The sequence below is a fragment of the Emcibacter nanhaiensis genome (assembly GCF_006385175.1).
Taxonomy (GTDB): domain Bacteria; phylum Pseudomonadota; class Alphaproteobacteria; order Sphingomonadales; family Emcibacteraceae; genus Emcibacter; species Emcibacter nanhaiensis.
In genome coordinates this window covers 463,513-488,935 of record NZ_VFIY01000004.1, presented here as the reverse complement: position 1 = coordinate 488,935, position 25,423 = coordinate 463,513, and the positions used below count along the sequence as shown (strand labels likewise).

38 protein-coding genes are annotated in these 25,423 nt (G+C 55.0%); 29 read left to right on the top strand and 9 right to left on the bottom strand.

Annotated elements, in window-relative coordinates; all coding sequences use genetic code 11:
- Position 1 precedes the first annotated feature (1 nt).
- Genes FIV46_RS02780 through FIV46_RS02765 form a run of 4 tightly spaced genes read left to right on the top strand, consistent with a single transcriptional unit; the run spans position 2 to position 3,319 of the window.
- Positions 2–757: an MBL fold metallo-hydrolase gene (locus FIV46_RS02780; RefSeq protein ID WP_139938272.1), complete on the top strand. Its 756-nt coding sequence runs from the start codon at positions 2–4 to the stop codon at positions 755–757.
- Complete coding sequence (locus FIV46_RS02775) at positions 754–2,019, top strand: MFS transporter (RefSeq protein ID WP_139938271.1); 1,266 nt, start codon at positions 754–756, stop codon at positions 2,017–2,019. Before FIV46_RS02780 ends, FIV46_RS02775 begins: the two co-directional genes overlap by 4 nt.
- Positions 2,009–2,647: a peptidylprolyl isomerase gene (locus FIV46_RS02770; protein ID WP_139938270.1), complete on the top strand. Its 639-nt coding sequence runs from the start codon at positions 2,009–2,011 to the stop codon at positions 2,645–2,647. Before FIV46_RS02775 ends, FIV46_RS02770 begins: the two co-directional genes overlap by 11 nt.
- Positions 2,648–2,662: 15 nt before the next feature.
- Positions 2,663–3,319, top strand: a complete 657-nt coding sequence (locus tag FIV46_RS02765) for an LOG family protein (RefSeq protein WP_139938269.1) — start codon at positions 2,663–2,665, stop codon at positions 3,317–3,319.
- Here the strand turns inward: FIV46_RS02765 and chrA are convergent, their stop codons facing one another.
- A complete protein-coding gene (gene chrA / locus FIV46_RS02760) occupies positions 3,320–4,528 on the bottom strand; it encodes a chromate efflux transporter (protein WP_139938268.1) in 1,209 nt (402 codons plus the stop codon).
- 406 nt (positions 4,529–4,934) lie between these two features.
- Here chrA and FIV46_RS02755 point away from each other — a divergent pair, with 406 nt between their 5' ends.
- Together FIV46_RS02755 and FIV46_RS02750 are read left to right on the top strand one after the other, a co-directional pair.
- Entirely contained in the window at positions 4,935–6,572 is a 1,638-nt protein-coding gene (locus FIV46_RS02755; RefSeq protein ID WP_139938267.1) for a hypothetical protein, read from the top strand.
- A gap of 15 nt (positions 6,573–6,587) precedes the next feature.
- Positions 6,588–7,109 (top strand): hypothetical protein, encoded by a 522-nt coding sequence (locus tag FIV46_RS02750; protein ID WP_139938266.1) that lies wholly within the window; start codon positions 6,588–6,590, stop codon positions 7,107–7,109.
- On the opposite strand, the gene FIV46_RS02745 is transcribed toward FIV46_RS02750, so the two are convergent.
- The 4 genes from FIV46_RS02745 to FIV46_RS02730 all read right to left on the bottom strand — a co-directional run bounded on the left by FIV46_RS02745 (position 7,078) and on the right by FIV46_RS02730 (position 11,062).
- Positions 7,078–8,310, bottom strand: a complete 1,233-nt coding sequence (locus FIV46_RS02745) for an ABC transporter permease (protein WP_139938265.1) — start codon at positions 8,308–8,310, stop codon at positions 7,078–7,080. The two genes, FIV46_RS02750 and FIV46_RS02745, sit on opposite strands and share 32 nt — an antisense overlap.
- Positions 8,307–9,032, bottom strand: coding sequence for an ABC transporter ATP-binding protein (locus FIV46_RS02740; RefSeq protein WP_139938264.1), 726 nt, complete (start codon positions 9,030–9,032; stop codon positions 8,307–8,309). The genes FIV46_RS02745 and FIV46_RS02740 overlap by 4 nt, the downstream gene beginning before the upstream one ends.
- The gene (locus FIV46_RS02735) at positions 9,032–10,486 is read right to left on the bottom strand and encodes an efflux RND transporter periplasmic adaptor subunit (protein WP_139938263.1); all 1,455 of its coding nucleotides are present in this window, start codon (positions 10,484–10,486) and stop codon (positions 9,032–9,034) included. The genes FIV46_RS02740 and FIV46_RS02735 overlap by 1 nt, the downstream gene beginning before the upstream one ends.
- Before the next feature lie 111 nt (positions 10,487–10,597).
- A complete protein-coding gene (locus FIV46_RS02730) occupies positions 10,598–11,062 on the bottom strand; it encodes a MarR family winged helix-turn-helix transcriptional regulator (protein WP_181163028.1) in 465 nt (154 codons plus the stop codon).
- A gap of 467 nt (positions 11,063–11,529) precedes the next feature.
- On the opposite strand from FIV46_RS02730, the gene FIV46_RS02725 reads away from it, so the two are divergent.
- On the top strand, positions 11,530–11,937 hold the full coding sequence (locus FIV46_RS02725) for a hypothetical protein (RefSeq protein ID WP_139938261.1): 408 nt from the start codon (positions 11,530–11,532) through the stop codon (positions 11,935–11,937).
- 32 nt (positions 11,938–11,969) lie between these two features.
- On the opposite strand, the gene FIV46_RS02720 is transcribed toward FIV46_RS02725, so the two are convergent.
- Positions 11,970–12,479 (bottom strand): hypothetical protein, encoded by a 510-nt coding sequence (locus FIV46_RS02720; RefSeq protein ID WP_139938260.1) that lies wholly within the window; start codon positions 12,477–12,479, stop codon positions 11,970–11,972.
- Positions 12,480–12,711: 232 nt separating this feature from the next.
- On the opposite strand from FIV46_RS02720, the gene FIV46_RS02715 reads away from it, so the two are divergent.
- From FIV46_RS02715 to FIV46_RS02620, 22 genes are all read left to right on the top strand, one after another.
- Positions 12,712–12,936, top strand: a complete 225-nt coding sequence (locus FIV46_RS02715) for a hypothetical protein (protein ID WP_139938259.1) — start codon at positions 12,712–12,714, stop codon at positions 12,934–12,936.
- Complete coding sequence (locus FIV46_RS02710) at positions 12,933–13,184, top strand: hypothetical protein (RefSeq protein WP_139938258.1); 252 nt, start codon at positions 12,933–12,935, stop codon at positions 13,182–13,184. The genes FIV46_RS02715 and FIV46_RS02710 overlap by 4 nt, the downstream gene beginning before the upstream one ends.
- Positions 13,175–13,477 (top strand): hypothetical protein, encoded by a 303-nt coding sequence (locus tag FIV46_RS02705; RefSeq protein ID WP_139938257.1) that lies wholly within the window; start codon positions 13,175–13,177, stop codon positions 13,475–13,477. Before FIV46_RS02710 ends, FIV46_RS02705 begins: the two co-directional genes overlap by 10 nt.
- 4 nt (positions 13,478–13,481) lie before the next feature.
- Positions 13,482–13,880 carry a single-stranded DNA-binding protein gene (gene ssb, locus FIV46_RS02700; RefSeq protein WP_139938256.1) on the top strand — a complete coding sequence of 133 codons (399 nt, stop codon included), beginning with the start codon at positions 13,482–13,484 and terminating at the stop codon, positions 13,878–13,880.
- Positions 13,881–13,891: 11 nt separating this feature from the next.
- Positions 13,892–14,167: a hypothetical protein gene (locus FIV46_RS02695; protein WP_139938255.1), complete on the top strand. Its 276-nt coding sequence runs from the start codon at positions 13,892–13,894 to the stop codon at positions 14,165–14,167.
- Positions 14,157–14,465, top strand: coding sequence for a hypothetical protein (locus FIV46_RS02690; protein ID WP_139938254.1), 309 nt, complete (start codon positions 14,157–14,159; stop codon positions 14,463–14,465). The genes FIV46_RS02695 and FIV46_RS02690 overlap by 11 nt, the downstream gene beginning before the upstream one ends.
- A gap of 51 nt (positions 14,466–14,516) precedes the next feature.
- Entirely contained in the window at positions 14,517–15,716 is a 1,200-nt protein-coding gene (locus FIV46_RS02685; RefSeq protein WP_139938253.1) for a hypothetical protein, read from the top strand.
- A 24-nt stretch (positions 15,717–15,740) separates the two neighbouring features.
- Positions 15,741–16,286, top strand: coding sequence for a hypothetical protein (locus FIV46_RS02680; protein ID WP_139938252.1), 546 nt, complete (start codon positions 15,741–15,743; stop codon positions 16,284–16,286).
- 22 nt (positions 16,287–16,308) lie between these two features.
- Positions 16,309–16,761 (top strand): hypothetical protein, encoded by a 453-nt coding sequence (locus tag FIV46_RS02675; RefSeq protein WP_139938251.1) that lies wholly within the window; start codon positions 16,309–16,311, stop codon positions 16,759–16,761.
- Positions 16,761–17,417: a hypothetical protein gene (locus FIV46_RS02670; protein WP_139938250.1), complete on the top strand. Its 657-nt coding sequence runs from the start codon at positions 16,761–16,763 to the stop codon at positions 17,415–17,417. The genes FIV46_RS02675 and FIV46_RS02670 overlap by 1 nt, the downstream gene beginning before the upstream one ends.
- Before the next feature lie 266 nt (positions 17,418–17,683).
- Complete coding sequence (locus FIV46_RS18325; RefSeq protein WP_281280506.1) at positions 17,684–17,812, top strand: hypothetical protein; 129 nt, start codon at positions 17,684–17,686, stop codon at positions 17,810–17,812.
- 64 nt (positions 17,813–17,876) lie between these two features.
- The gene (locus tag FIV46_RS18175; protein ID WP_139938622.1) at positions 17,877–18,527 is read left to right on the top strand and encodes a DUF2673 domain-containing protein; all 651 of its coding nucleotides are present in this window, start codon (positions 17,877–17,879) and stop codon (positions 18,525–18,527) included.
- 133 nt (positions 18,528–18,660) lie between these two features.
- Positions 18,661–18,951: a hypothetical protein gene (locus FIV46_RS02660; RefSeq protein WP_139938249.1), complete on the top strand. Its 291-nt coding sequence runs from the start codon at positions 18,661–18,663 to the stop codon at positions 18,949–18,951.
- Between the two features lie 3 nt (positions 18,952–18,954).
- Positions 18,955–19,155, top strand: a complete 201-nt coding sequence (locus tag FIV46_RS02655; protein ID WP_139938248.1) for a hypothetical protein — start codon at positions 18,955–18,957, stop codon at positions 19,153–19,155.
- Entirely contained in the window at positions 19,137–19,514 is a 378-nt protein-coding gene (locus FIV46_RS02650; RefSeq protein ID WP_139938247.1) for a hypothetical protein, read from the top strand. The genes FIV46_RS02655 and FIV46_RS02650 overlap by 19 nt, the downstream gene beginning before the upstream one ends.
- 3 nt (positions 19,515–19,517) lie before the next feature.
- Complete coding sequence (locus FIV46_RS02645; RefSeq protein WP_139938246.1) at positions 19,518–19,979, top strand: hypothetical protein; 462 nt, start codon at positions 19,518–19,520, stop codon at positions 19,977–19,979.
- 1 nt (position 19,980) lies between these two features.
- Complete coding sequence (locus tag FIV46_RS02640; protein WP_139938245.1) at positions 19,981–20,667, top strand: hypothetical protein; 687 nt, start codon at positions 19,981–19,983, stop codon at positions 20,665–20,667.
- Positions 20,654–21,121, top strand: coding sequence for a cell wall hydrolase (locus FIV46_RS02635; RefSeq protein WP_219845831.1), 468 nt, complete (start codon positions 20,654–20,656; stop codon positions 21,119–21,121). Before FIV46_RS02640 ends, FIV46_RS02635 begins: the two co-directional genes overlap by 14 nt.
- Positions 21,122–21,322, top strand: a complete 201-nt coding sequence (locus FIV46_RS02630; protein WP_139938243.1) for a hypothetical protein — start codon at positions 21,122–21,124, stop codon at positions 21,320–21,322. It begins immediately after the preceding gene.
- 2 nt (positions 21,323–21,324) lie between these two features.
- Positions 21,325–21,492: a hypothetical protein gene (locus FIV46_RS18025; protein WP_181163024.1), complete on the top strand. Its 168-nt coding sequence runs from the start codon at positions 21,325–21,327 to the stop codon at positions 21,490–21,492.
- Positions 21,486–21,878, top strand: coding sequence for a 3TM-type holin (locus FIV46_RS02625; RefSeq protein ID WP_139938242.1), 393 nt, complete (start codon positions 21,486–21,488; stop codon positions 21,876–21,878). The genes FIV46_RS18025 and FIV46_RS02625 overlap by 7 nt, the downstream gene beginning before the upstream one ends.
- Positions 21,879–22,123: 245 nt before the next feature.
- A complete protein-coding gene (locus FIV46_RS02620; protein ID WP_139938241.1) occupies positions 22,124–22,786 on the top strand; it encodes a DNA adenine methylase in 663 nt (220 codons plus the stop codon).
- Between the two features lie 42 nt (positions 22,787–22,828).
- Here FIV46_RS02620 and FIV46_RS02615 read toward each other — a convergent pair whose 3' ends face one another.
- From FIV46_RS02615 to FIV46_RS02605, 3 genes are all read right to left on the bottom strand, one after another.
- On the bottom strand, positions 22,829–23,350 hold the full coding sequence (locus FIV46_RS02615; protein WP_139938240.1) for a hypothetical protein: 522 nt from the start codon (positions 23,348–23,350) through the stop codon (positions 22,829–22,831).
- Between the two features lie 159 nt (positions 23,351–23,509).
- On the bottom strand, positions 23,510–23,740 hold the full coding sequence (locus tag FIV46_RS02610; protein WP_139938239.1) for a hypothetical protein: 231 nt from the start codon (positions 23,738–23,740) through the stop codon (positions 23,510–23,512).
- Positions 23,731–25,410: a glycosyl hydrolase family 28-related protein gene (locus FIV46_RS02605; protein WP_139938238.1), complete on the bottom strand. Its 1,680-nt coding sequence runs from the start codon at positions 25,408–25,410 to the stop codon at positions 23,731–23,733. Before FIV46_RS02605 ends, FIV46_RS02610 begins: the two co-directional genes overlap by 10 nt.
- Between the last annotated feature and the right edge of the window lie 13 nt (positions 25,411–25,423).

Sequence of the window (25,423 nt, the reverse complement as noted above, 5' to 3'; positions counted from 1 at the left end):
CATGAAAGTCACCATACTCGGATGCGGCACCTCAGGCGGAGTACCCCGGATCGGAGAAATATGGGGGGCCTGCGACCGGAATAATCCGAAAAACCGCCGCCGCCGCTCCTCGATCCTGGTCGAGGAGGGGGAGACCCAGGTAATGATTGACACCACGCCGGACCTGCGCGAGCAGTGCCTGGACAATGGCATCATGCGGCTCGACGGTGTGCTTTATACCCATGATCATGCCGACCATACTCACGGCATAGATGACCTCCGGGGCATTGCCCAGTGCATGAAGCAGAAAGTGGACGTCTATGCCAATGCGGAAACCCGGAAGGTCCTGACCCGGCGCTTCGAATATATTTTCCAGAGCCAGACCGGCTATCCGGCCATTGCCAATATGAATGAAATCAATCTTGAGCCGTTCCGGATCGGGGCCATCGATATCCAGCCGTTCCGGCAAATCCATGGTGAGTCAGAATCCTATGGATATCGTTTAAATAAAATGGCTTATAGTACCGATTTTAATGTAATACCTGAAGAAAGTTTCGTCCATCTTCAGGATCTGGATCTGTGGGTGGTTGATGCGCTGAGGCCCGCTCCGCATCCGACCCACAGTCATCTGGCCCAGACCCTCGACTATATTGACAGGGTCCGGCCCAAGCGGGCTATTCTCACCCACATGACCTGGGACATGGATTATGACACCCTGAAGCGGGAGCTGCCGGCGCATATTGAGCCCGGCTATGACGGACTGGTGGTGCCCCTGTGATCGACCTTGCCCACAACTACAAGCGCAACATCGCCTTGCTGTGCATCTGCCAGGCCTTCATCCTGGCCTCCAGCATGACCCTGATCACCTATGCGGTGCTGGTCGGGCAAATGCTGGCGCCAAGTCCGCTGCTGTCCACGGTGCCGATGGCGACCGGCATTGTCGGCGCATCGCTGATGGCTGTCCCGGCGTCTTACTTTATGAAATATTTCGGCCGCAAGCGGGGCTTCCAGTTTGGCGCCCTGTGCGCCACCGTCAGCGGCTCCCTAGCCATTTATGCACTGTATATCCAGAGCTTCAGCCTGTTTTGTTTCGCGACCCTGCTGCACGGGATCTACCAGGCTTTTGCCGCTTATTACCGCTTTGCCGCCATGGAAGTCAGCCCCCCGGATTTCCAGAAACAGGGGATTTCCCTGGTGCTGGCCGGAGGCATTCTGGCAGCCTTGGTGACGCCGACCATTACCGGATTTTACAACGACGCCTTTGGGCCCTTCACTTTTGCCGGACCCTGCGCCCTGGTGGTGACGCTGAGCATCCTGGCTCACCTGCCGATGGGATTGCTGCATATTCCCCACCGGCATCACCGACAGGAAGATCATGAGGAAGGGCAGGGCCATCATGCACCAAAAGCCAACTTGCTGGAGATCATCCGGCGCCCGGCGTTTATCTGCGCCGTGCTCAACGGCGGCGGGGCCTATTTCATGATGTCCTTCATCATGGCAGCATCCCCGATTGCCGTGGTCTTCTGCGGCTTTGAAAATGCCGACGCGGCCACGGTCATCCAGGTGCATGTGCTGTTCATGTTTATCCCGGCCTTCTTCACCGGAACCCTGATTGCCCGGTTCGGGAATATTCCTGTCATTCTGGCCGGCATGGTATTTTATGCCATTGCCGCCGCCATCGCCATCTATGATGTGAAACTGACCAATTTCTATCTGTCTCTTGCCCTGGTCGGTGTGGCCTGGAACTTCATGTTTACATCCGCCACCAGCCTCCTCTCGGAAGCCTATAGCGAGACGGAAAAAGCCTTCACCCAGGGGATCAACGATACCTTTGTCTATGGCATGACGGCAACGGCGTCGCTGACCTCCGGCATGGTCTTCGCCACCCTCGGCTGGGCCAGTATGAATATCATCAACTATTCAATCCTGGGTTTTCTGTTTCTGGTTACCCTGTGGTATATTCGCCAGACAAAAAAACAGGCCGGGGAGGACGGGGAGCTCCCGGCCACAGCGCTGGAAGGGGAGCATTATGGCGAATAGAGGCCGTTTAAAAGCAATTGGCACCATACTTTTATCCTGTCTGATGTTGCTTGCTGCAGTTGTTCCCGCCGTTTCGGCACCTGAGAAAACCGTCGATGTGGTCATTACGACCGAGCAGGGCAATATAAGCTTGCGGCTTTATCCGGAACGCGCCCCGATCACGGTCAAGAACTTCCTCAGGAATATGGATGCCGGCATCTACCAGGGCGGCCAGTTCTACCGGGCGGTACGCATGGATAACCAGCGGCCTGCCAATACAACCATCACCCTGATCCAGGGAGGGCGCAATCCTGCGGTGAAGCCCCTGCCGCCTGTCCCCCATGAAACCACGGAAATGACCGGTATTTCCCATCAGAACGGCGTGATCTCCATGGCCCGGCTCGAGCCGGGCACCGCCACGTCCGAGTTTTTTATTTGTATCGGGGACAATAGTGCCCTTGATTACGGCAGCGACCGTAACCCTGACAAACAAGGCTATGCCACATTTGGAGTCGTCACTGACGGCATGGAAGTGGTCATGCAGATCCAGAACCAACCGACCAACGTACCCATGCAGGACCCGAACTCGCCGGTTAAGGGCCAGATCATGGAAAAGCCGGTCAGAATTCTCAATATCACCAGAAAATAGGCCCGGATACTCACGATGTTCAGTAAACGACTAGGCTGGTACAGGGATATACGCCGCCTGTTCAAGGTATCCGCGGAAATGTGGCGCGGCTTTAACCTGATGCGAAAAATGGGGCCCTGCGTCACCATCTTCGGCTCAGCCCGCTTCGGTGAGGACCATATCTACTACCAGAAAAGCCGCGAGATCGCCGGCAAGCTGGCCAGGGAAGGCTTTTCCATCATGACCGGCGGTGGGCCGGGCGTCATGGAGGCGGCAAACCGCGGCGCCTATGAAAACGGCGCCCTGTCCGCCGGCTGCAATATCCAGTTGCCCCATGAGCAGGTGCCCAACCCCTATCTGCATATCAGCACCACGTTCAAGCATTTCTACGTGCGCAAGCTGATGCTGGTGCGCTACTCCCAGGGTTTTGTCCTGATGCCCGGCGGCTTCGGCACCCTGGATGAAATGTTTGAAACCCTGACCCTGATGCAGACCGACAAGATTACCGATTTCCCCGTGGTCGCCTTCGGCAGTGAATATTGGGGGCATCTTATTCCCTTTCTGGAAAAAACCATGATCCGTTTCGGTACCATCGACCCCATAGATCTTGACCTGATCCGCGTCACCGACGATGTGGACGAAGTAGTGGCGATTATGAAAGGCGAGGCCAGTGAGGAGCACTTCGAAGGCTGATTACAACAGGAAATGCCCGACAATGCCCGCCAGCATAATCAGCGCCCAGGGCGGCAGTTTCCAGTAGCGCAGCAGCAGGTAACTGACGACAGCGATCAGAAACGGCATGACGCCGGTAATGGTGGCGGTGAACACCGGCGTATAGAGAACGGCGGCCACCAGACCGACTACCGCGGCATTGATGCCCATCATGGCATTTTGTGCAACGGCCAGGGCGCGGAAGCGGTTCCATAGCGGCAGCCCGCCCAGCACCAGGAAAAAGGAGGGCAGGAAGATGCCGACGGTGGCAATGATCGATCCGGTGACTGCTGATTTGTCCGGGGCGGCCAGAACGCCGAGATAGCTGGCAAAAGTGAAAAGGGGACCCGGTACAGCCTGGGCCAGGCCGTATCCGGCCAGGAAATCGTCGGTGCCGACCAGTCCGCTTTCCACCATTTCCGCCTGCAGCAATGGCAGGACAACGTGACCGCCGCCAAACACCAGCGACCCCGAGCGGTAAAAGCTGTCCAGCAACGCAATATCCGCTGAGTAAAGGGCAGCCAGGGGAAGGACGGCAAGCAGGACCGCGAATATGATCAGGTTGACCAGCGACACGCCCATATGGGCGGAATGCCCCAGTGTTTCCGGTTTTATGGCCGGTCCCTCGCGTCTCAGCCAGAGAAGTCCCGCAACCCCGCCGGCGACAATGGCCAGTATTTGTCCCCAGGCGCCGGAAACCAGGAACACCAATGCCATCGCCGCGACGGCGATTGTCGCGGTCTTTGCACTGGAAGCAAGGCTCGAAACCATGCCGCCAAGGGCATGGGCGACAATAGCGACCGTGGCGGCCTTGAGTCCGGCAATCCATCCGCTGTAGCCCAGTTCCCCGAAACTCAGCACCCCAAAGGCGAAAAGAAACATCAGCAGGGCTGACGGCAGGGTGAACCCCAGCCAGGCGGCAAACATCCCGCGATAGCCTCCTTTGGTCAGACCGATAGCCATCCCCACCTGGCTTGAGGCCGGTCCCGGCAGAAACTGACAGAAGGCGATCAGGTCGGCATAATCCTCATCACTGAGCCATTTACGCCTGGTGATAAATTCTTCGCGGAAATAGCCCAGGTGAGCGACCGGTCCGCCAAAGGACGTGCAGCCCAGCAGCAGAAAGATTCGAAAAATTTCGAAGAATGAAAGTTTCTGCGTCTGGTGGGGCGGTTCTTTGGGGGTGGCCATCTGGATGCTCGTTCATTATCAGATTCGGCGGAATATCTTAAGGTTAAGAAGCAGCCTATTAGAATAATATTCGAATTGTAGAAAAAGCCGCGTAATAATATTTGTATATTTTATGCAAAATAATAATAGTCAAATAAATACAATGTGTTAAGTAATCTTTACAGTTTGTATATACCTGTTTTTTCACGCTTTTTAGAATCCCCTTATTTTCTCCCGTCTATTAATATCTGGCGTGAAATTTGCATTAACCATGATTGGCTGCCCTGTCGATCACTAACTGTAAAAATACCCGACAGGGCCGGGGAGGGAAAGTCACAAGCCGGTCTTTCCCACAAATGTAAGCCAAATGAAAACCTGCCTTCGAGGCGGGAATATATATTTTTATTCTTACGGAAGGGGATTTTCCATGACCATGGATTTTCACGATACAACTTCAAAAATAAAGAAAGTGGCCCTCCTGGGGGCCATCTCGGTCGTCGCGATGGGCGCGCCGGCCTATGCAACGACCCTGGGTACGATGCTGTCGGTTGATGACCTGAACAGTCTGGTGACCCATACGCATTCCACCACCTGCAGTCACTGGCAAAATGCGCCCATGTCCCAGAAGGAGCAAATGCTGTCCGGCGGCAGGTTTGACACAATCATTCAGTCCGGCGCTCCCGTCGCCAGTTCAGTTGTTGCCGACGGTTTTGCCGACGGGCAGGTATCCAGGCCTGCCTCGACCGGCGCCAACGCTTCGGGGCCGCAGGTTGTTTATCTGGACTTTGACAGTGCCACAACCGGCACCTACAGCCGCACGTTCAAGGAAAACGCAGATGGAACGGGCGCTGACGTCACCCTCGAGTTCGATGAACATATTTATACCCAGGCCGAGCGTGAATATATCCAGCAGAGATTCCAGGCCGACTATGCCGGGTTTAACTACCAATTTGTTCTCGAAGCTCCCGAGGACGGCGTATACGGCACCATGTTCTTTAACGCCAACATGCCGGGAGAGGGTGCGAGCTCCGGGCCGGCAGGAATCAACGTCGCTGACGGCGGAACCATTACCTCTGTCACTTTCGGTATCGCAGAATCCATTGATTTCCGGAACCTGAACCGTGGCGATAACGCCAACATTGACGGCAATGCCTGGGCGATCCTGAGTGATCTCGGAATATTTACCGCACTGACCGGCCTGGCCGATACGCCTGAAAATATTGCCGCCGCCGCGACAATCCAGAGCGCCCAGACCGGCGCCCACGAGCTGGGTCATACCGTCGGCCTGCGTCACTATGAAGCCTGGGGGCCGATCGGGGAAGGGCTGCCGACGACCGGAACGCCGCCGGATGATGCCTTCCTGCCGACCTATACAGGACCGCGCAATGCCGACGAAACCACCCTGCACCTGATGGGATCCGGTTACAGCGCCGGCCTCAGCTTTGCAGATTCTGTCGTTACCGACCGTTTCTTCAGCGAACGTTCCGCCATCAAGCTGACCTTCAACGAACAGGGCCAGGTTGTCGACGAAACAGACGGCGACCACAGCTGGTTTGACACTGCTCAGGAAGTGAAACTGGAAAAACTAGTGGTGCCGAATACACTTGTCGAGGGGGATAATGCCAACAAACGCTGGCTGGTAGACGCCATTTCCATCGAAGGCAGTATTTCAGAAATTGAACAGCTGGACTTCTACGCCTTCGAAGGTGAAGAGGGCGATATTTTCAACCTCGAGGTCATTTCCCTGGTGAACTGGAACAATGACGACTTTTTTGACTCCATCCTGTATATTTTTGATGAGGACATGAACCTGATCACCTATAGTGATGACGAATTTGAAAGTCCTGATTCCTTTGTTTTCGACTTCATCATGGACTATACTGGCATCTTCTATGCCGTCGTCAGCGGATTTGATTATACCGGAACCGGCTTTGATGAATGGAGTACAGGGAATTACCAGCTGTTCGTGACAAGGACTGTGGTTTCCGCTCCGGCCGCCGGCCTGCTTCTGGCCATGGGACTTGGCTTCCTGGTCCGGGCGCGGCGGAAAAAGTTCGCCAACTAACCATAAAGGGGAAAAATGGTTTCTTCTTCACTTATCAAAAAGCTGTTTTTCCCACTCTTGTTCTTAACTGCACTTCCCGGACTTTTGCCGGGGAGTGCCTTTTCACAAATTTCCCTTACCGGCAAGCAGTTCACAGTTTTCAGCGGGTCTCTGGAGGACGCCGTCAAGACGGCGCCGGTCATTGCGATCGCCCGACCGCTGGACCGCCAGTTTTCCGCCTCGCCGACCGACTCTCCCATGCAGGTCGCCTTCAAGGTGAAGGAGCTTGTCAAAGGCAGTGCGCCGGAGATCCTGGATATCCATATGCCGGGCCAGACCATGGCCTTTTATCCGTCGGCTGACAAAGACTATCTGATCTTCCTGTCCGGCCGCAGGGACGGCGCCTATGCCATACTGTCCCACAGCCTGCAGACCGTGCTCGCTTTTGAGATCGGTGACGGTGACGCTGTTGCCGGACGCCTGCCCCGGGACTGGAAGCCCTTTACGGTGTCACAGGTGAGGGAGCTTATTCGTAGCGCAGGGCATCAATCGGATTGAGATTGGCGGCCTTGTGCGCCGGGTAATAGCCGAAGAAAATCCCGACCGCGGCTGCCGCGCCGATGGCCAGCAGGATCACGGACGGGCCGATGACGATGGGCCAGTTGCCGATCTGGCTGATCATCACCGTAGCGCCGACGCCAATGACGATGCCGATCAGGCCGCCGATCAGGCACAGGGTGATGCCCTCGACCAGAAACTGCTGCAGGATATCCCGCTTGCGCGCCCCGACGCTGAGCCGGAGGCCGATTTCCCGGGTGCGTTCAGTCACCGAGACCAGCATGATATTCATGATGCCGATGCCGCCGACTATCAGGGAGATGGCCGCTGTCGCCGCCAGCAGGACCGACAGGGTGGTTTCCGTCGAGGTGCGGGCCTTGACCATTTCCGACAGGTTGTGCACGCCGAAATCATCGGCATCACCGGCCTTGATCTTGCGCCGTTCCCGCAGGATGTCCTCGACCCGGGTTTTGGCGGCGTCCAGGTCAACCCAGTCTTCCATCTTGATGGTGATGGACGGCACCTGGTCGGGCACCGTTTCGTCCCGTCCGGCGATGCGCTTGCGGGCCGTTGAGATAGGGATGATCACAATATCGTCCTGGTCGCGGCCGAAGGCATTCTGGCCCTTTTCCTGCAATACCCCGATCACGGTGAAGGGGATTTTCTTGATGCGGATGCGCTGGCCCAGCGGGTCGGCATCACCGAACAGTTCCTCGACCACAGTCTGGCCGAGAATGGCGACCTTGGCCGCCGAGCGCACTTCCTGGTCGGTATAGTTGCGACCGCTGGCCAGTTCCCAGTCCATGGTTTTCAGGTAGCCCACATGGCCGCCCTGGATGCTGGTCAGCCAATTGATATTGCCGCTGATCACCGGGGCGGACGCGGTCAGCGAGCCGGTCATGGCATAGACATCCTCTACTTCCTTCTGCAGAGTTTCGAAATCCTTTTCGGAAAAGGGTTTGTCGGTGCCGGCACCGGCGCTGCGCCGGCCCATGAAACCGGCCCCGGGACGCACCATCAGGATATTGGTGCCGAGGCTGTTGATCACCGCTTCGACCTGCTGCTGGGCGCCGTTGCTGATGGACACCATGACGATTACGGCGGCAACACCGATGATAATGCCGAGCATGGTCAGGAAGCTGCGCAGGGCATTGAGCCTGAGCGCGTTGAGGGCGATGGTGACGCTGGTGGCAAGCCTCATGCCGCTTCTCCCTCTGCTGCGCTGTCGTGGATGATTTTGCCGTCCCGGAACACCAGCTGGCGCCGGGCGTAATCGGCCACCTCCTGCTCATGGGTCACGATAATCACCGTAATCCCCTGGTCGTTCAGTCTGGTGAACAGCTCCATGATATCGCGCGAGGTCTTGCTGTCGAGCGCCCCGGTCGGTTCATCGGCGAGGAGGATTTTCGGCCGGTTGGCCAGCGCCCGGGCGATGGCGACCCGCTGCTGCTGGCCGCCGGACAGCTGCGAGGGCAGGTGGCCGGCCCGCTCTTCCAGCCCCACCAGACGCAGGCATTCCATCGCCCGGGGCGTCATCTCGGACGAGGCCATCGGCGAATAGAGCAGCGGCAGTTTGACATTGTCCAGCGCCGTCGCCCGGGACAGCAGGTTGAACTGCTGGAAGACGAAACCGATCCGTTCATTCCTGAGCCGGGCCAGTTCGTCGGACGTGAGCTCACCGACCCGGCGGCCGTCAATGGAGAGCTCTCCTGAATCCGGCACATCGAGCATGCCGATCATATTCATGAAGGTCGATTTGCCGGAGCCCGAAGCGCCCATGATGGCGACATATTCGCCTTCGTCAATGGAGGTGGTGACGCCGTCCAGGGCCCGGACGACGGAATCGCCGAGCTGGTAGTGGCGATGCAGCTCCATGCAGGAAATCAGCGGCGATGCGGCTGTTGGGGTCCCGGGTCCGGCCATCAGTCTTTCCTGACAGATTTTTCCCTGAGGACCACCTCAGTGCCGGCGGAAAGATAGGGCGGGTTGCCGATAATTTCGGTGTAATCCTCGTCACTGATGCCGATCAGGATCGAATAACGGACCAGCCGACCGTCCGCGTCCCGGGTATAAAGCACGCCGTCCCGGGGCCGTTCGCGGCTGTTCTGTTCCTTTTCCAGCAGGTCGAACTGCTCCGGCGTCAGCACTTCACGGAAGATATTGTTCATGCGCTGGCGCATGGCGTCCCGTTCGGCGGCGCCGGGCGGCGGGCCCATGATACGGTCCCGGTTGCTGTCAAACAGCTCCTTCAGGCGCGCATCGATTTCGGCCTGCTGCGCGTCGGTCAGGTTGAGCTCTTCCGGCAGGCGCGGCCCGGAGCGGCTGCCGTTGGCCGGCGGGGCGGAGAGGGGCTCCGCCTCCACCACCAGGCTTTCATCGCGCGGCGAATAGCGCAGCGCCTGGTTGCGGACCCTGAGCACATTCTTGCGCTGGCCGGTGATAATATTCACATTGGCGGTCATCCCGGGCAGCAGCTTGAGCTCCTCGTTGCGGGCGGAAATAATCACCGTATAGGTGACGACGCTCTGGGATTCTTCCGGCGCCAGGCGCACCTGCCGGACACTGCCCTCGAACTTGAGGTCGGGGAAGGCGTCAACGGTGAAGAATACAATATTGCCGTCGCGGATATTGCCGATATCGGCCTCATCCACTTCGGCCTCGATCTGCATTTCGCGCAGGTCCTGGGCGATGGTGAACAGCACCGGCGTCGACATGCTGGCGGCCACCGTCTGGCCGACGTTGACGACCCGGTCGATCACCACCCCGTCAATGGGGGAGCGGATATCGGTGCGGTCGAGGTCAAGCTGGTTCTGTTCCAGGTTTTCCCGGCTCTGCAACAGCGCCGCCTCGGCATTCTTCACCTGGGACCTGGCGACCAGCACCGCCGCTTCGGCGGTCTTGTAACTGGCTTCCGCCTCGTCATAGGCGCTTTGTGAGACGTTGCCGCGGCCGAGCAGCTCCTTCTGGCGCCTGAAGGCCAGTTCGGCCTGGTGGAGCAGGGCCTGTTCCTGCACCAGGCTGGCTTTGGCCTTTTCCAGGTTGGCGTCGGCCAGCGCCACATCGGCCTCGGACTGGCGCACCCGGGCGGCAAAGGAGCGGGGATCGATCTTGGCGATGATCTCGTCCTTCCTGACCTCGGAATTATAATCCTTGTAGAGCGCGGTAATCTGGCCGGACAGCTGGGAGCCGACATCAACCGACACCACCGGCTGCACCGTGCCGGAGGTATAGATGCTGCGGTTGATGGAGCCGCGATCGAGGGCTTCGGTCACATAAACCATATCGTCAGCGGCGGAAGAAGGGCGCCAGACCAGAAAATAAAGGCCGGACAGGACGACAAGGACAATGACGGCGACGGAAATTGTTTTTCGGTTCAACACAACAGCTATCTCACCAGATTACGAAACATAACCATAGTACGATAGCCGATAATAAAACCGTCGTTAAATGTTTATTTCACAGTCGGAAATCAATCCCGGAGCAGGGGGTCAGTCGCTCACCAGCTGGCCCAGCAGCAGTTCCAGATAGTCCATCTGCTCCAGCGAAAGCCGCTTGTCAAAGAAGGTGCGGAACTTTGCAACGATTTGCGGGAAGGCGGTCTCAAACACCGCTTCGCCGGCCGGCGTCAGGTTGACATAGACCACCCGGCTGGATTTGTCGGAGCGTTCGCGCTTGACCAGGCCTTTTTTCTCCAGCGAGGAGACGATATAGGTGGCATTGGGCGGCGAGAAAAAACACGCCTTGGCCAGGTCGCTCATGGACTGGGTGCCGTTGCGGCCGAGGGAGACGATCAGCGCCAGCTCCGAGCTTTTCAGGTTATGGTCCGGTGCTGCTTCGCTGGCCATGCGGTAAAGCCGATGGCGCAACGCCAGTACATTCTGGACCAGAACCATGGCCCTGGCTTCCTGCGGTGTAATATCCCCAATCGCTGTCTTTTTGTTTTTCTTTATCATGGGCTCCCTGCGGCCAGTTACTCGACCGCCCCTTTTTTGCCGGTTATTGTCCGGATCCTTCATCTACCCAAAAATCGGCCAGACTATATCCACGCAGGGCAAAAGAGTCAAATTTTTATTTAAAATCAATAAGTTAAAATTTTAACTAAATTTTTTGCAACCAAAAAAAAGGCAATAAAATGGGGATGATAGGGGTCGGGGGCGGAGTACCGGTTGCAGAAGAAATATTAACAAAAACAGCGAATTTTATGATTTTGGCGGGCAGTCCTGGAAGAGATTCAGGGTAAGCAAAAGGATAATATTACCTGCCGCGAGGTGCGGGATACCGACGATCAAGCCAGCCAGATTGCATTAAGCCGACCAATCTGCCCTATAAGATATATTTTTAATATATATAAAGCATAATGAACCACTAAAGGTTGTATGTTATAGTTTTGCCTTTCGGAAACAAACCGGGGACTAACATAATGTCGACGACGGAAGACGATACCAAAATTATAAGTCACAAAAATGCTAGCGAATTTGATCACAATGATATTAAAGAGTTTTACGCTCCGTATGCCGCAGCTGCTTTCTTCTTTGCAATCTATATTTCAAGCCTGTTGCTTGTAAATACTTCCAAAAACGAATTGCGCGACAGTGTAGAATATATTTTGAGTGCAGGGGTTATTGTCTCAACTATCGCTTTTGCGACCATAACATGGTCTCTATTTTTATCTAATTTTGGACATTATAAAAATAACACAAAAGCTCTACTTGAATCGAGATATCACAAAATTATAACAGCATGTTTTTGTATAGAGTCAATCATACTTATTATTCTACCTATAGCTCTCGTAGTAGAGATATTAAGATCTCCTGGAGCGGTTGCTTGAAAGACCTAACAGAGTAACAGGGCTCTTAAAATTTAATGCGGTGTAACCAGGAGGTGAGATCGGTGAGTAGCAGAACACAGCCGTTTAGCGATATCCAAAAGGCGCATAATATATATGGAGGGAGCCTGCATGTCGCCTACAGTGAGGGCAGCCAAGGCCATTGGCGAGCTTTCCCATCCCGCGAACTGGGCGGCACCTGCGACACCATTACCGTCAATGTCGCTCATAAACATCATGGAGAGGAAGACCAGGGCGGCGGCATATTTCGGGAAATGGTTTAGAATTTTCTTGTAGGTAGGTACGAGTTCCGGAGACCTGAATTCTGCATCCCAGATATCACGATCAATAAGCGCGACCTCTTCGGGAATTCCTGCCATTTTTGCCAACTTTACCATGACTGAAGGTGTTGGGATATCGGGTCTGTGGGGGTTTCTCCAGCGTGCGACTGTAGCCACGTTTAGGGCCTCTGCCAACTTTCTATCAGATCCAATATCGTGTCTCTTTTTGGCTTCATTCATATACCAGGCGAGGTCTCTTTTCATGGCCTACCGTCCTTTGTTTCTCGTGGGGTTGAAGCAATGATACGCTATAAGTGCTACGCACAGCGTATATTTTTTACTTGACTTTCCTTAATCTCTGATGAATTTTTATATTGCTACGGTCAGCGTAGCACTTACTACCGTTCGGACGGCGGGTTATTTTTGGATGTCCCCCCAGCCCTGAATGCCCGCCAGTCCATCGGTAGAAAACAGAACGGTAGGAAAGGGGAATTCCATGAAGCAAGATCACGAAATGCATGAGAACAAGAGAGAGGACGTCAATTGGTGTCGTCTTTTTTGGTCAACCTATGCTCTGGCATGGAGCCTTTTTATTGTTCTGCTCGCTGTCGCCCTGTCCGGCTGTACTGCCGCGCCTTCAGATTGCTGGAAACCTTCGCCGGATTATCCCGGCTGTTTCTATGAGGACTATCCGGAATATCTTCCGGGAGGTGCATCATGAGGCTGACCGACACCCAAAAGGCATGCCTGACACGGGCGCAAACCGATTTTATCCGAATTTGCCATGAAGACGGTGTTCCGGGCGCGGTTCCGGAATTCGGAATTTACGGCGCGCGCACTGTGCGCCGCCTGATCGCGGGCAAATTCCTGAAGCCTACCGAATATTACAACCAGTACGAAATCACCGAGGCCGGCAAAAAAAAGGTTTCCCGCTTCCGCAAGGTCTGGAGAGACCCGGTATGGAAATAAGTTTTCTCACTATCGGCCTGATCGGCTGTCTTCTAACACTTATCGGTTTCGGCCTGCGCGATATCTGGCGCGGCCTTAAAAGTATTTCCCGGCGGGGTGGTGCCCAAAGGGAAGGCGACGGAGCAGGGAGAGAGTGGGGTTATACTCACTCTCTCTTTGTCCACCTTCTTTCATTTGTCGGCGGCACTGGTACCGCGATTATTCGAGAATTCGGCCCTGCTCTTGAGCCTAAAAAAACACCTGGCCTTCAGGCCAAACCCCACATTCCCACAAACTCCGAAGCAGAAAGATAACACCATGAACATTGTACACCTGATCGGCAACCTCGGTGCTGATCCAGAAATCAGACACACACAGGACGGCCACCGTATCGCCTCCCTGTCTCTGGCCACCAACAAGAGCTGGAAGGACAAACTGACAGGGGAACGGAAGGAACATACGGAATGGCACCGTGTGACCATTGTATCCGACGCTCTGGCCGGTGTAGCGCAGAACTATTGCAAGAAGGGTGGCAAAATCGCCATCACCGGCGAACTGCGGACCCGCAAATGGACCGACAATAACGACATTGAGCGGTACAGCACAGAAATCATTGTCGGCCAGTTTGGTGGCCGCCTAGAGCTTCTCGATAAGCGGGAAGGCGGCGGCACCCCGCCACCGGCTGGTGGTGATATGGATGACGAAATCCCATTTTAGGAGAAGATTTTATGAGACCTGAATTCATTAATGAGATGATGGATAACGTGATGGAAATGTCAAACAAAGACCTTTTGCTATTTTTAAGAGGCGTCGCGGCTACTTTATCACCGGAAGACGGGCCGGGGACGATGGCAGTAAAGCGCCTTGCTACAATTGTTGCTGACCGACTGAGTAGCGTTTGTGAACACCTTAGTTCCGCAGAATATCGTATCGGCGAACTGACATCAAAAAATCTCGCCCTGACCGCTGAAATCGACGAACTGAGACACCCTGATGACCAGTAACCTCACCCGTGATGACGGCCAGTATCGTTATGGCCTTCCCAAAATCAAAACATCAATGGCAGAGGTGACCGCACAGGTCACCTTTACCGTTGATGAAGGCGGTCAGATATGGGCGCACGTGCAGGGTGAAGCGAAAACCCCCATGAGCACCTTCAAAATCGACCAGAAAACCCCCGTTCTGGGCTTTGATGTAGAAGAAATGATTGAGGCCGGGCAGGCGGCAATGCGTGACCGCAGAATGATCATTTCGACCCTTCACCGGCAGAAAAAGGCCATTTCAGCAAAATCAAGCACTTAGAGACCCCCCCGCCCCCCTAACAGGGGGGGTCTGATCTACATAAGACACACAATGAACCATCGGACACCACCAGAAATCAAACACTCAGAAGTGCCGCAGGATTACAAGCTGCTTGCGGCATATTTTGACTGGTGGGCGGAAAGTCTTGATATGGTCATGCCCGGCCACCTGTGGCAACGCCTGAAGGATGCCAAGGCGGAAGCCATAGAGCGCGATGACCGGCGCAAATCATCCATAGAATTCATGTTTGGCGGCGAAGCTTTCCAGCTTCTTCCGACTGGTGCCGCTGGAGGTAAGGAATTTGTTCTGATCGGCCCTGATCTGCGATTTGAATTCGGAAGCCCGAAACGGTCTTTTGCTGTTAACTGGCGGGCCACGGCGGCGGGACTGTGGGAATATGGACTGGAGGCGTTGCATAAGCGCGTTTTCGACATACTGGAGCGGGAACAGTTCACAATCAATTCCAACCACTGGCGCAAGCTGTCCAGGGTAGACTTTGCCTTTGATATCGAAGCGCCCAGCTTCACCGGCGAGATGATCCCGGAAATTGCCCGGCAGGTTATCTGCCCGAAGGAAAGCAAAACGCGCGGGGATTTTGTCGCCCGCAACTGCCGCCTTGAAACCCTCACCATAGGCTCAAAGAAGGCTTGCCAAGTGCAGGTCTACGATAAGGGACTGGAGATTACCGAACTGTCCGGCAAGACATGGATGATTGATATCTGGATGGAAAACGGATACGCGCCGGAGATACCGGAGGACGGGGAAATCAAACACAGGGACGTGTGGCGACTGGAAGCCCGTATGGCCGGGGACTGGCTTAAGAGCCGCACCGGCAAAGACCCGGAAGAATTTCTGGACAACATGTGGTCCCTCATTGCCGAGGCGCTTTACAATCGGCGGATCACACTTCCGACAAATGACAGCAATCGTTACCGCTGGCCGCTGCATCCCCTCTACAGTCTGGCCGTCGAATATTGCGGCAATCCGGGCCGGTTTATGCCGACCGGCCGGCGAACCACCGAAAAGGCCGATGTACTCCAGGACATGCTGTTATCGAATATAGCCGGGACGCTCCGGAGCCTCGTTGTATTGCGTCTCCGGGGCGCACTGGATGAGGAAAAGACTTTCAGCACTGATGAGGCCGACAAGGCCATAGAGGAAGCCATGCAGCGCCTTCTATGGGACCGGGAACACAAAACCAAGATTGCAAGGGCGCTGGATCGTTACGCCTTTGTTGATGAAGCCATTTAGGGCAGGGGGACGGAAAGGAAGCAAATGACCGAGGATCTGATAACGGATTATATCATTCCGTTGCCTGAAGGGACCATGTCGGGCGGAAAGCCGATTGATGGTCTGGCACCGTGTCCAAATCACTGCGGTGAAGTGGCGGCGGTCCGGATGAATAAGAACGGCGAAATTGGCCGTTTTTGTGATGGGAAAATATCTCTCCGGTATTGTAATGGCCGTCACTGGATGGGGCAGTTCCGGGATTTCCCGAACCGCGACAAGGAAACGGCCTTGCAGCGCGCCCGCGAACTCGAACTAGCCGGGGATGCCCGCGAATATGTCGAACTTTTCGAAAATGCCTGGGGGGTTACTTTATCACAAGAGACACAGGACCATGAAAGCGCCAATACGTCAGAAACTCCGGACAGCAAGCCAGAAAAACCCGAACTTTCCCCGGAAACAGCCGGAAAGCCCGAAACAGGAAACTCCGGAAATTCAGCCGGAGAACCCGAAACCCCAGCCGAACAATCTGATAATTCTGGAGTTTCAGGACCAACTACAGAGGAAATACACAACTCCCTATATGGGGGATAATGGGGACAATCCGGAACCACCTGTGGAGGAAGTCGAGGGCCGGGACAGCGCGGCGGCATATTCTGCCCAGGCGCCGGAACCTGAACCGGCGACCGTTCTCACGCCTGATCAGTTTTATGAGACTTTCAAGGGCTGCTTCTCCGGCCTTCAATGGATCGTAAACAAGCGCCTGGAGCCGCAAAAGATTGAGCTGACCTCATTGGCCATTCAGCAACACGAGGAAGCCACAGCGCGCGGCCTTGCCGATGAAATCTATAAGCTGGCCAGCGAACCGGGATCACCGATTAGCTGGATGATTGCGCCGCCGACAAAATACGGCCCTGTCATGATGCTCGGCTTCACGTTCTTCAACATGAAGCGGGAAAGTGTTTCGGAAGAATTGCGGGCCATCCGGGCGAAGAATGTCACGCCGGAAAAGCCGGAGCCGGAACAGGAGCCGGAAGAACCAGAAGAACAGAAAGAGGAGGCCGCATAATGGACGGCTATGTTGTCAGTATATTTGCTCAGCGCGGGGCCGGTAAATCCACCCTGATGGACCAGATTATTAGGCCACTTCCCCGAGTGGTAGTTTTTGATTTTCTGGATACTCGGGCCGAAAGCGCCCGAAAAATGGGAATGACCCACACAACAAGCCTGCAAGAGTTTATGGAGCTTGTGAAGGTGGGATATGGTGACGGTTTTAAGGTCTGGTATCAGCCCCCGGCAGCGCCAAAAAAACAGCAAGAGGCGCTTTCGAAGATGTCTCATATCCTTTGGGATATCCAGAAAAAGCAGCGGGAAGCGACTGGGGATATGGCAATGATCACGGTAGGAGTTGATGAAATGTCTCAGTCCTTCCCGGTGACAAAATTGCCGGACGGTCTGGACGGTTTCAACTTGCTTCTGACGGCTGGCCGCCACTATGGCTTCAACATCATAGGAGCGAGTCAACGCCCGGCCCAGGTCAGCACCGAATTTAGGTCGGCTGCAGAGGTAAAATACTTCCTGCAGCTTTCGGAGCCGCGAGACCTTGAGGTTGTTGGTCAGACTATTGGAAAAGACCAGATTGACCGGGTGAAAAATCTGCAAAAGCTGGAATTTATCCGGTCACGTCTCGGGAAAATCGAGACCGGAAAAACAATGTTTTTCTGAGTATTCCAGAAAACCCGGAATTTCCGGGCCGGATCATCCGGATAGTTCGGGTCGTGGTGTTGCCACGGCCCGTTTTTGTTGTTCATCTTCAGGGAGTTTCAAATTTCTATATCGCGTGGGGCGAATTTTTTAACTGAAGGAACTGACATATGAAACTGAACATGAACGTTATCGCTAACACAGCCATCGGCATGGCTCTTGCCGCTGCTCTGGTGGAACTGGCGGTTAAACCGGCTCTGGCAAAAATCAACAGCTAAGGCGGAACCATGAAAATCAACACGGGCAATCCCTTTGTTTTTGTCGGCCTGACAGTGGTGAGCATTCTCGCCGCTGGTGTGCTGATGGATCAGGGGCGCAGGTTGCCGTTTATCAAAGACGCAAAGAAGGGCTTTTAAGATATGCGCAGGCTATCTAAATTTTTCAAAACATTCACGCCCGCCGCCGCTGGCGGTGTGAGCTATGTTGACCTGGTGGAACAGCGCGGAACCTATTTCGGTCTCCGGCTGGAAATCGCCAAGGATGGTGTACTTTGTGATGCCGCAACTATGGCAACGGTCGTTGACTATGTGGAACTGCTGGTCAACAACACGGTACAGCGCAAGTTTGCTCCGGATCAGCTGTTCAAAATCAATGCATCTAAAGGCTATGATTTCACGACCGGCATTCTGGATATTCACTTTGCTGAGGCCGATTGCTCCACCGGTGACGGTGAAGACAGTTCCGTCTGGAGCATGGACGGCGTATCCACCTTTGAAATCAAAGTTCACTGGCTGGCCGGTGCCTGGACACCATCCATTCAGGGATACCGCATCTGGCATCCGACGACTGTTCCGGCTGCTTCTGCTCGTCCGATCACATATGTTCACAAGCAGTTCAATGAAGTGGCGGGAACCCGCTTCCTGGACATCGACAATGACGGTCGCCAGATTAACCACATCCACATGTTCACTGACAAAGTGGACAGCTTCGTTTACCGCCGCAATGATGCGGTCATTATCGAGGGGCCGAAATACCTGGTGGATGCCGAATATGAGGAACATGACTATGTTCCGGCCAATGATGTCTGCATCGTCTCGCAGAAGATGTTCACAGGTCGCGCGCCTGACATGATCCCGGCTGCGGTCATTCTGGACGGTAAGGCCGTTAAGGCCACTCATGTGCTTGAGGTGGAGCTTTCCGCCGATGCGCAGTTCAACACGATCGTTGAGGCGGTCGGCGGCTGGCGATAAGGGAGGGGATAAACATGAGTTTGTTCTCTGAAATTCTCGGCGAGGATCTGGGCTCTGTGGTCAATGATTTCGGGCGTTCCTATCTGGACCTCGAACTGCTCAAAAAGCAGATTGGTCTGCAAAGCGCCGTCTCCACACAGGCGGCGCAGGAACAGGCCATTCATGACTATCTTGAGGGCCAGGAGAGTGTGCAGCAGTCGCAGGCCATTGCGGCGGCGTCCAACTCCGGCCTTCCCACCTGGGCCATTGGTGCCAGCATCGCCCTTGGGGCGGCAGCGCTTCTCGGCCTTCTGCTGAGGAAATAACCGATGTTGCCGGGTATTGACCTTGCTGGAGGCTTCACCGGAGGCGGCGCAAGTGGCGGTTATGCCAAGGGCGGCGTTTCCGGGAACGTCACCTACAGCGCACCGGACACATCATTTTTCAGCAAGGGCGGGAATAATACCGCCCTTGTTGTCGGGATCATTGTTACAGGAGCATTGGCGGGACTATGGCTGATCAAAAAATAACTCACCGGACCCTCAAGGGTGCCCAGATTGACACGGCTCTTGACCTTATCGCGGAAAAGAACCCGAAGGCTGATCTTTCCTATTTGCGGGGTGTCCCGGCCTATGCCGTGGATATTGACGGCAAGCCGTCTGTATATCTGTGGCTGAAGATCGAGGGAAAATCCTTCCGGATTTCCGGGGCGGTCTCACTCGGCAGGCGCCAGGCATTGACCATGCCGGTGCTGGATTACCTCAAGGGCGTTGCCGCCCGTGCCGGTCTGGATGAAATCTATTTTTTCACCTCTCGGGCCGGGATGGTGAAGCAGGCCCAAAAAGCCGGTTTCATGGTCGGTGAAGTGGTGATGGTGGCGGGAGTATAAGCCATGTGCGGCGGCTCTACTCAAAAATCCTCAACCTCCCAGACGTCCAGTTACCAGAATACCCAGACGAACCTTGAGGATCATTCTGTAACGGACATCTATGAGGATCACTCCGATAATTCATCTTTGGAAATTACCGATGATCATTCTGATAATTCAGTTGTGGAAATTGATAGCTCCCTGACGGACAGCACCTATTTGCAGGGAGGCTCGACACAGCATATCGAGAACATCGGATTTTCAGACGACACCACCGAAGCCATTCTGGAGTTTACCGGGGACGCGCTGGAAAAAGGTTTCGACTATGGAAAGAGCAATTTTGATAAGGCTATTGCGGCCAATTCAGAGGCGCTGGGGCAGGCGTTTAACAGCACCGTGGGCGGACTACAGGACACCAATAACAAGTTGCTTGCCGGGGTCGCTGTGGCCGGTCTGATCGCGGCGGCAATCATGACAAGGAAATAGGATGTACAGAGAAACACTTGCACCGGGGGAAGTGAAGTTAATTGACGTTAAGGGCGGCGCGACATTCTTCTACCCGTATGACTGCACACACGGCTTTTTTGAGGTCGATTATGGGCGCGGTCGTGTACCGGTCGGTCGTGCTCTCGGGATCGAGGCTAAGAACGAACTCGGGCAGGTTGAACCATTCCACCAGATTTCCATTGTCAACACCAATGATGAGGATATGACGGTTGGTTTCCTGATGGGCTATGACCGCCCGCTTGATGGCCGTTCGAACGGTGGGGGGAACACCACAATCACGGGGACAACTGCGGTCGCTGGTCAACCATTGACGGACGATGGCGGATCAATCGGGAAGATCGGCGCCGAAATTGTTGAGGATCAAGCCAACACTGTTGGGAGTGCCGTTGGCGCAACTGTCAACCTTTTTTTACCTGAAGACAATTTAAATGGAATTGTTCTCAGGACTTGTTATCTGGGATTGAGCACGGTCGGGACAGACGCCGCCCGCCCGCGTGTTGAGTTACGGGGGAAGGTCGGTGAGATTTACCCCGTCTTGTACACCTTAATCAAAGCTGGTGACACACTACACATTGAGCGGGAGTTGTATTTTCCACCTGGTTACGGCTTTCAGATAACACGTTTCGACGTGTCGGCGCAGGTGGCCATTACCTATGACAAATTCTAATTGGCTGGCTCTCGCTGTGGTGGGAGCGGTCGGAACATTGGGTTATATGAAGATGAAAGATAAAGACATTCTTGCTCGAACTCTCTGGGGTGAAGCACGTGGGGAAGGGCGCGCTGGTATGGAAGCAGTCGCGGCGGTGATTATGAACCGTTACAACGCCTCTGCATGGTACAGCGGGCCCACAATCGCCGCAGTCGCCCGGAAGAAATATCAGTTTTCATGCTGGAACCCGAAGGACCCGAACTATGACAAACTTCTATCTGTTGATGAAACTGACCCGCTCTTTGCACTTGCCCTGGAGATTGCCGACAACGCGATAGCGGGCAAGCTGGCCGATCCTACGGACGGGGCCACACACTATTTCGCGAGCTACATTGCCGCGCCGGACTGGAGTTACGGCGCACAGCAGACCGCGAAAATCGGAAAACATCTTTTTTACAAGGGAGTGGCTTAAATGGTTGTGCCTCTTATCGGATGGGGACTTTTCGCCCTTGGAACCGCGCTCGGGATCGGCGGCACCGTCGCCACCACGGACGCCGCCGAGGATATCGGCGATGCTGTGGAAAAATCTTCCAATTCCCTCAACAAACTGATGGTCACAACGGCCATTGTCGGGGCCGGCTTCATGTATGCCCGGCATAAAAAATGGGTGTGAGTATGGAATTGGCAGACGGGATCATCATTGCCCTGAACAGCGGAACGCTGTTGACGGTGCTGCGCGTGGCTTTCCTGCTTGGTCAGTATGACCAGAAGCACAAGAGCCATTCCGACAAATTTACAGCGCACGAAAAGCGCCTGGACAGGCTGGAGAGCAAAATATGCTAGATTTTCTCGGTGAGGCTATCGGCAAGGTCTTTGGAATTGTGGATAAATCCGTACCCGACAAAGACCAGGCGGCGAAGCTAAAGGCGGACCTTCAGGCGACAATCTGGGAATATCATTCCAAGCTTCTGGAAGCCGCAAAGGCAACAATTGTTGCCGAGGCACAGGGCGAAAGCCTTTTGCAGAGGATCTGGCGCCCTATCACCATGTTGACATTTACGGCGCTAATTGTGGCCAAGTGGCTGGGCGTTACTGCGCCCGGTATCTCGGAAGAAATTGAAATTCAACTACTTGAAATCATCAAGATAGGGCTGGGGGGCTATATCGTCGGACGCTCGGTAGAGAAGGGCGTCAAAGCATGGAAAGGACACACAGACAATGGCACGTAAGACAAGTCGTAAAACCCGCTCCAAGGTCGGCCTGAAGGCCAACGGCACACTGAAAAAAGGCTATCGCTTCAAAAAGGGCGGCGGCGTGGTGAAAGCCCGGAAGCGGTAATAGATATTTTCCTCCCTAGACTGAAGCAACTATGTCAGAGTCCGGCATAGTTGCTTTTTTCTATGCTGGCCGACACAGACATTTTCAGCTATACTCGCCGGATCCAATAGATGTTTATGACTATGCGGGATCTAGAATGGCATATCCGGGCGGAAAAAATGGATCTGGGGTTTACCAGAAAATAATCAACAATATCCCACCACATCGGGTCTATATCGAAACCCACCTTGGCGGCGGCGCAATCATGCGCCTGAAGCGCCCGGCAGATGTGTCTTATGGGATCGACATAGATAAGGCCGTCTGTGCCAGCTGGCGGGCAGGGCACGGGGAAACGGTCCTGAATGGTGATGCGGTGACCTGGCTCCGGTCATATGATTTTTGCGGGGATGAGTTTATCTATGCTGATCCGCCCTATCTGATGGAAACCCGCCGCTCTGGACCGCTCTACAATCACGAATACACCCGGGAGCAGCACATAGAGCTTTTGGAGGCCCTGAAGGCGCTCCCGTGCGCTGTGGCGGTCTCTGGATATTATTCTGACCTTTATAGCGAGCTTCTCGACGGCTGGCGGCATATCACCTTTGAAGCCATGACGCGCGGCGGCTCTATGGCGACCGAATATCTGTGGATGAATTACCCGGAACCGCTCGAACTTCATGACTACCAGTATCTCGGTGAAAACTTTACCGACCGGCAACGGATCAAGCGGAAGCGGGAGAGGTGGCAGAACAAGTTCGAAAATCTGCCTCTGATGGAAAAACAGGTCATCATGCGGGCGCTGCAGGATAGCCGGAAATAACTATGCGGCCGGTCACATAGATGTTTCTGACTGTGGCCGCGGTCATAGTTGGTTCTGACTGTGCCGGATCTCGGTGACCTTTTTTTGTTCCCGGATGATCCGTTGAACTTGCCGGGTGGACAGGCCGACATCATCGGCAATTATGCTGGTTGAAACCCCGCGCCGGTGCAGGTCGAATATCTTACCGTCCCGGACCTCGCGGGCGGTTTCTTCTGTCCGTTTGACGTGCTTTAGCCAGTAGGAATAAACCGTCTCTCGCGGGATGTTGTTAAAGTCATTCAGGAACTGCACAGCGTCCTCAAACGACATCCCGGAGGCCATTTTCTCCGACACCTCCACGGGGATTTGACGCAACTCGAATTGTCTACGCCTGGTTGCCTCTCTGATGGATTTTCTATGCTCATAGACTCGGTGAACATCCATCAGTTCTTCAGCAATTTTATAGAACAGGGCGGCAACATCTTTAGCCGCCTCCTGTGGTATAGTATTAACGCTGTTGAACAGCTGTTGTCCGCTGTGCCGGAAGTTGCGATAGGGCAACCCGGTATCTGGCTTCGTACTCATGTAGCAAACTCCCCAATTTGAAGGGGCAGGCTATTCAGCAAATCTGAATAGAGGGTAAACGGGACCGGAAAAACCGGCCCCGCAGTGCTGTCGCAAGGATCATGAGAAGGGTGAAAATCAGTGCGACATGGATGTCGCCAGAAAAGCGCATAATATATATTATGGAAAATAATATATCGCCAGCAGCACCGCAATAATCGCCAGAGTTACGACAATCTTCAGCCGCAGCGCCTTGATCCATCTGCCGGTCACCCGTTTGTTATGGGCTGCCATCGCCTCCCGGGCCAGGATGATGTCTTCCTCGGCATAGGTCCCGGGTTCCGCTTCCAGGATGGCGCGCAGCTCGTCAGACCCGGCCGCGTGGAAATCCTTGCCGGACCTCAGAACCATTTCTGCCACTGGCCGCTATTGATGCGGCGGTATTCCCGGCTGTCACTGCAGACGGTCTGCTTGCCATTGTCGCTGACCACTGAATAGCGGCGGCCGATGCGCTCCGGTGCGTTATCATTTAACTGCTCGCCGGTGACAAAGCTGTTGCCGGGCGGCAGACGGTCAAAGTCGAAGGACCAGTCAACGCGCACGCTATAGCCCGCGTTCGGCCCGAACCGGAAGCTGTGGCCGATGCTGAACGGCGCCTTGTACCAGACCAGGTCTTCGTTGCCTTTGGCCGACAGGTTGCGGTTGTCGCTGAACTCCAGCAGCAGGCTGTCGCCGAAATCCTCGGTCTTAATGGTGCCGAAAAATGCGGCGGTCACGTCCGCACTATTGTCGCGGGCGATGATGTGATGGCTTGCAAAGTCGCCGGCCGCGCCGCTACAGCGGATAACAAAAGTGACCGGGCCGCAGGAATTAGACGTCATGCGCACGGTGTTTTTTCCATGCTCGGCAACCAGTATGCTGAAATATGGCATTCGCTGTGTCGCGACGACGTTATTGTTTTCGGCGATGGAAAACATTTCCGGCTGCCGGGCTTTATTCTGGAATTCAATATAACAGCCGGATTCTGCGCCGCTGAATTTCCCCATCAGGAACAGATTGTCCCGGCAGATGCCGTGGCCGCGCTGAAAATCGACGCCGCGGAAATTCCTGATCAGGGCAATATTATCGTCAATAATGAAGCGGTTGCCGCGGACGACCGTGCCGCCGAGCTGGGACTTGATAAAGCGGCCGGAAACATTGCGGACGGTGCAGTTCTCTATGAGAGCGAGCCCGGGATCGTCATCGGCGGGACCGACATCGCTGCGCCCGAATACAGCGATGCCGTCGGCATCGATCAGATTATCCTGCGGCGCCAGGATATTGGCGACATGGCAGTTATCGATGGCGACCAGGCCCGACATATTGGTCACGGCAATCCCTTTGCAATCGCCTTTGCCATCCCGGGTGACGCCGTCGACCAGACAATTGCGGATACTGACGGTGTCGAATTCACCACCGACCAGAATGCCGCTGGCCTGGGATGACTGGGTGGTTTTTTTCATGCCGCGAACGGTGATCCCGGACAAGCTGACATTTCCGCCGCCGTCGCGGCTGCGGATATCGATCGCTTTGGCCACGCGGTCGTTACCGTCAATTTCGATATTTTGCAGCAACACGTCCTCGGCGTCATTGAGGGTAATGAGCTTTTCATGCAAGCCGTCGGCAACCTGGATCCGGGCCCTGCCGGCCCTGCAGACCATGCCGACGCTGGTGGCTTCCTTGCTATAGAGCAGCAGGCCCGACACCAGATAGTCCCGGTCTTCAAGTTCAATCATGATCTTGTTTTTAGCCGCATGTTCCAGCGCCTTCCGCAGCGCCCGGGTATCGTCGCTACGGCCGTCGCCCCTTGCCCCGAAGTCCCTGACCGAGACGGTCTCGGACAGTTTGTCCTGGATGGAGCGCGCATTGTCACCGATGGTGATGCGGGCCTGGGCGACATCGTCCATGGCGGGCGTTTGCGCAGAGGCCGAGGCAGAAAGAGCGAACCCGACCCCTGCCCCCAAAACCGCCGAACTGCCGCCGGTCAAAAGCGTTCTTCTCAGGCTGTTCGGTGTCGGCGTTTCTTTTTCAGGGTTGCTCATTGCAATTTCTCCG

Coding starts and splice junctions, on each gene's coding strand:
- FIV46_RS02780 (WP_139938272.1), top strand. CDS start 2: ATGAAAGTCACCATACTCGGATGCGGCACCTCAGGCGGAGTACCCCGG.
- FIV46_RS02770 (WP_139938270.1), top strand. CDS start 2,009: ATGGCGAATAGAGGCCGTTTAAAAGCAATTGGCACCATACTTTTATCC.
- FIV46_RS02765 (WP_139938269.1), top strand. CDS start 2,663: ATGTTCAGTAAACGACTAGGCTGGTACAGGGATATACGCCGCCTGTTC.
- chrA (WP_139938268.1), bottom strand. CDS start 4,528: ATGGCCACCCCCAAAGAACCGCCCCACCAGACGCAGAAACTTTCATTC.
- FIV46_RS02755 (WP_139938267.1), top strand. CDS start 4,935: ATGACCATGGATTTTCACGATACAACTTCAAAAATAAAGAAAGTGGCC.
- FIV46_RS02750 (WP_139938266.1), top strand. CDS start 6,588: ATGGTTTCTTCTTCACTTATCAAAAAGCTGTTTTTCCCACTCTTGTTC.
- FIV46_RS02745 (WP_139938265.1), bottom strand. CDS start 8,310: ATGAGGCTTGCCACCAGCGTCACCATCGCCCTCAACGCGCTCAGGCTC.
- FIV46_RS02740 (WP_139938264.1), bottom strand. CDS start 9,032: ATGGCCGGACCCGGGACCCCAACAGCCGCATCGCCGCTGATTTCCTGC.
- FIV46_RS02730 (WP_181163028.1), bottom strand. CDS start 11,062: ATGATAAAGAAAAACAAAAAGACAGCGATTGGGGATATTACACCGCAG.
- FIV46_RS02725 (WP_139938261.1), top strand. CDS start 11,530: ATGTCGACGACGGAAGACGATACCAAAATTATAAGTCACAAAAATGCT.
- FIV46_RS02720 (WP_139938260.1), bottom strand. CDS start 12,479: ATGAAAAGAGACCTCGCCTGGTATATGAATGAAGCCAAAAAGAGACAC.
- FIV46_RS02715 (WP_139938259.1), top strand. CDS start 12,712: ATGAAGCAAGATCACGAAATGCATGAGAACAAGAGAGAGGACGTCAAT.
- FIV46_RS02710 (WP_139938258.1), top strand. CDS start 12,933: ATGAGGCTGACCGACACCCAAAAGGCATGCCTGACACGGGCGCAAACC.
- FIV46_RS02705 (WP_139938257.1), top strand. CDS start 13,175: ATGGAAATAAGTTTTCTCACTATCGGCCTGATCGGCTGTCTTCTAACA.
- ssb (WP_139938256.1), top strand. CDS start 13,482: ATGAACATTGTACACCTGATCGGCAACCTCGGTGCTGATCCAGAAATC.
- FIV46_RS02695 (WP_139938255.1), top strand. CDS start 13,892: ATGAGACCTGAATTCATTAATGAGATGATGGATAACGTGATGGAAATG.
- FIV46_RS02690 (WP_139938254.1), top strand. CDS start 14,157: ATGACCAGTAACCTCACCCGTGATGACGGCCAGTATCGTTATGGCCTT.
- FIV46_RS02685 (WP_139938253.1), top strand. CDS start 14,517: ATGAACCATCGGACACCACCAGAAATCAAACACTCAGAAGTGCCGCAG.
- FIV46_RS02680 (WP_139938252.1), top strand. CDS start 15,741: ATGACCGAGGATCTGATAACGGATTATATCATTCCGTTGCCTGAAGGG.
- FIV46_RS02670 (WP_139938250.1), top strand. CDS start 16,761: ATGGACGGCTATGTTGTCAGTATATTTGCTCAGCGCGGGGCCGGTAAA.
- FIV46_RS18325 (WP_281280506.1), top strand. CDS start 17,684: ATGAAAATCAACACGGGCAATCCCTTTGTTTTTGTCGGCCTGACAGTG.
- FIV46_RS18175 (WP_139938622.1), top strand. CDS start 17,877: ATGTTGACCTGGTGGAACAGCGCGGAACCTATTTCGGTCTCCGGCTGG.
- FIV46_RS02660 (WP_139938249.1), top strand. CDS start 18,661: ATGAGTTTGTTCTCTGAAATTCTCGGCGAGGATCTGGGCTCTGTGGTC.
- FIV46_RS02655 (WP_139938248.1), top strand. CDS start 18,955: ATGTTGCCGGGTATTGACCTTGCTGGAGGCTTCACCGGAGGCGGCGCA.
- FIV46_RS02650 (WP_139938247.1), top strand. CDS start 19,137: ATGGCTGATCAAAAAATAACTCACCGGACCCTCAAGGGTGCCCAGATT.
- FIV46_RS02645 (WP_139938246.1), top strand. CDS start 19,518: ATGTGCGGCGGCTCTACTCAAAAATCCTCAACCTCCCAGACGTCCAGT.
- FIV46_RS02640 (WP_139938245.1), top strand. CDS start 19,981: ATGTACAGAGAAACACTTGCACCGGGGGAAGTGAAGTTAATTGACGTT.
- FIV46_RS02635 (WP_219845831.1), top strand. CDS start 20,654: ATGACAAATTCTAATTGGCTGGCTCTCGCTGTGGTGGGAGCGGTCGGA.
- FIV46_RS02630 (WP_139938243.1), top strand. CDS start 21,122: ATGGTTGTGCCTCTTATCGGATGGGGACTTTTCGCCCTTGGAACCGCG.
- FIV46_RS18025 (WP_181163024.1), top strand. CDS start 21,325: ATGGAATTGGCAGACGGGATCATCATTGCCCTGAACAGCGGAACGCTG.
- FIV46_RS02625 (WP_139938242.1), top strand. CDS start 21,486: ATGCTAGATTTTCTCGGTGAGGCTATCGGCAAGGTCTTTGGAATTGTG.
- FIV46_RS02620 (WP_139938241.1), top strand. CDS start 22,124: ATGGCATATCCGGGCGGAAAAAATGGATCTGGGGTTTACCAGAAAATA.
- FIV46_RS02615 (WP_139938240.1), bottom strand. CDS start 23,350: ATGAGTACGAAGCCAGATACCGGGTTGCCCTATCGCAACTTCCGGCAC.
- FIV46_RS02610 (WP_139938239.1), bottom strand. CDS start 23,740: ATGGTTCTGAGGTCCGGCAAGGATTTCCACGCGGCCGGGTCTGACGAG.
- FIV46_RS02605 (WP_139938238.1), bottom strand. CDS start 25,410: ATGAGCAACCCTGAAAAAGAAACGCCGACACCGAACAGCCTGAGAAGA.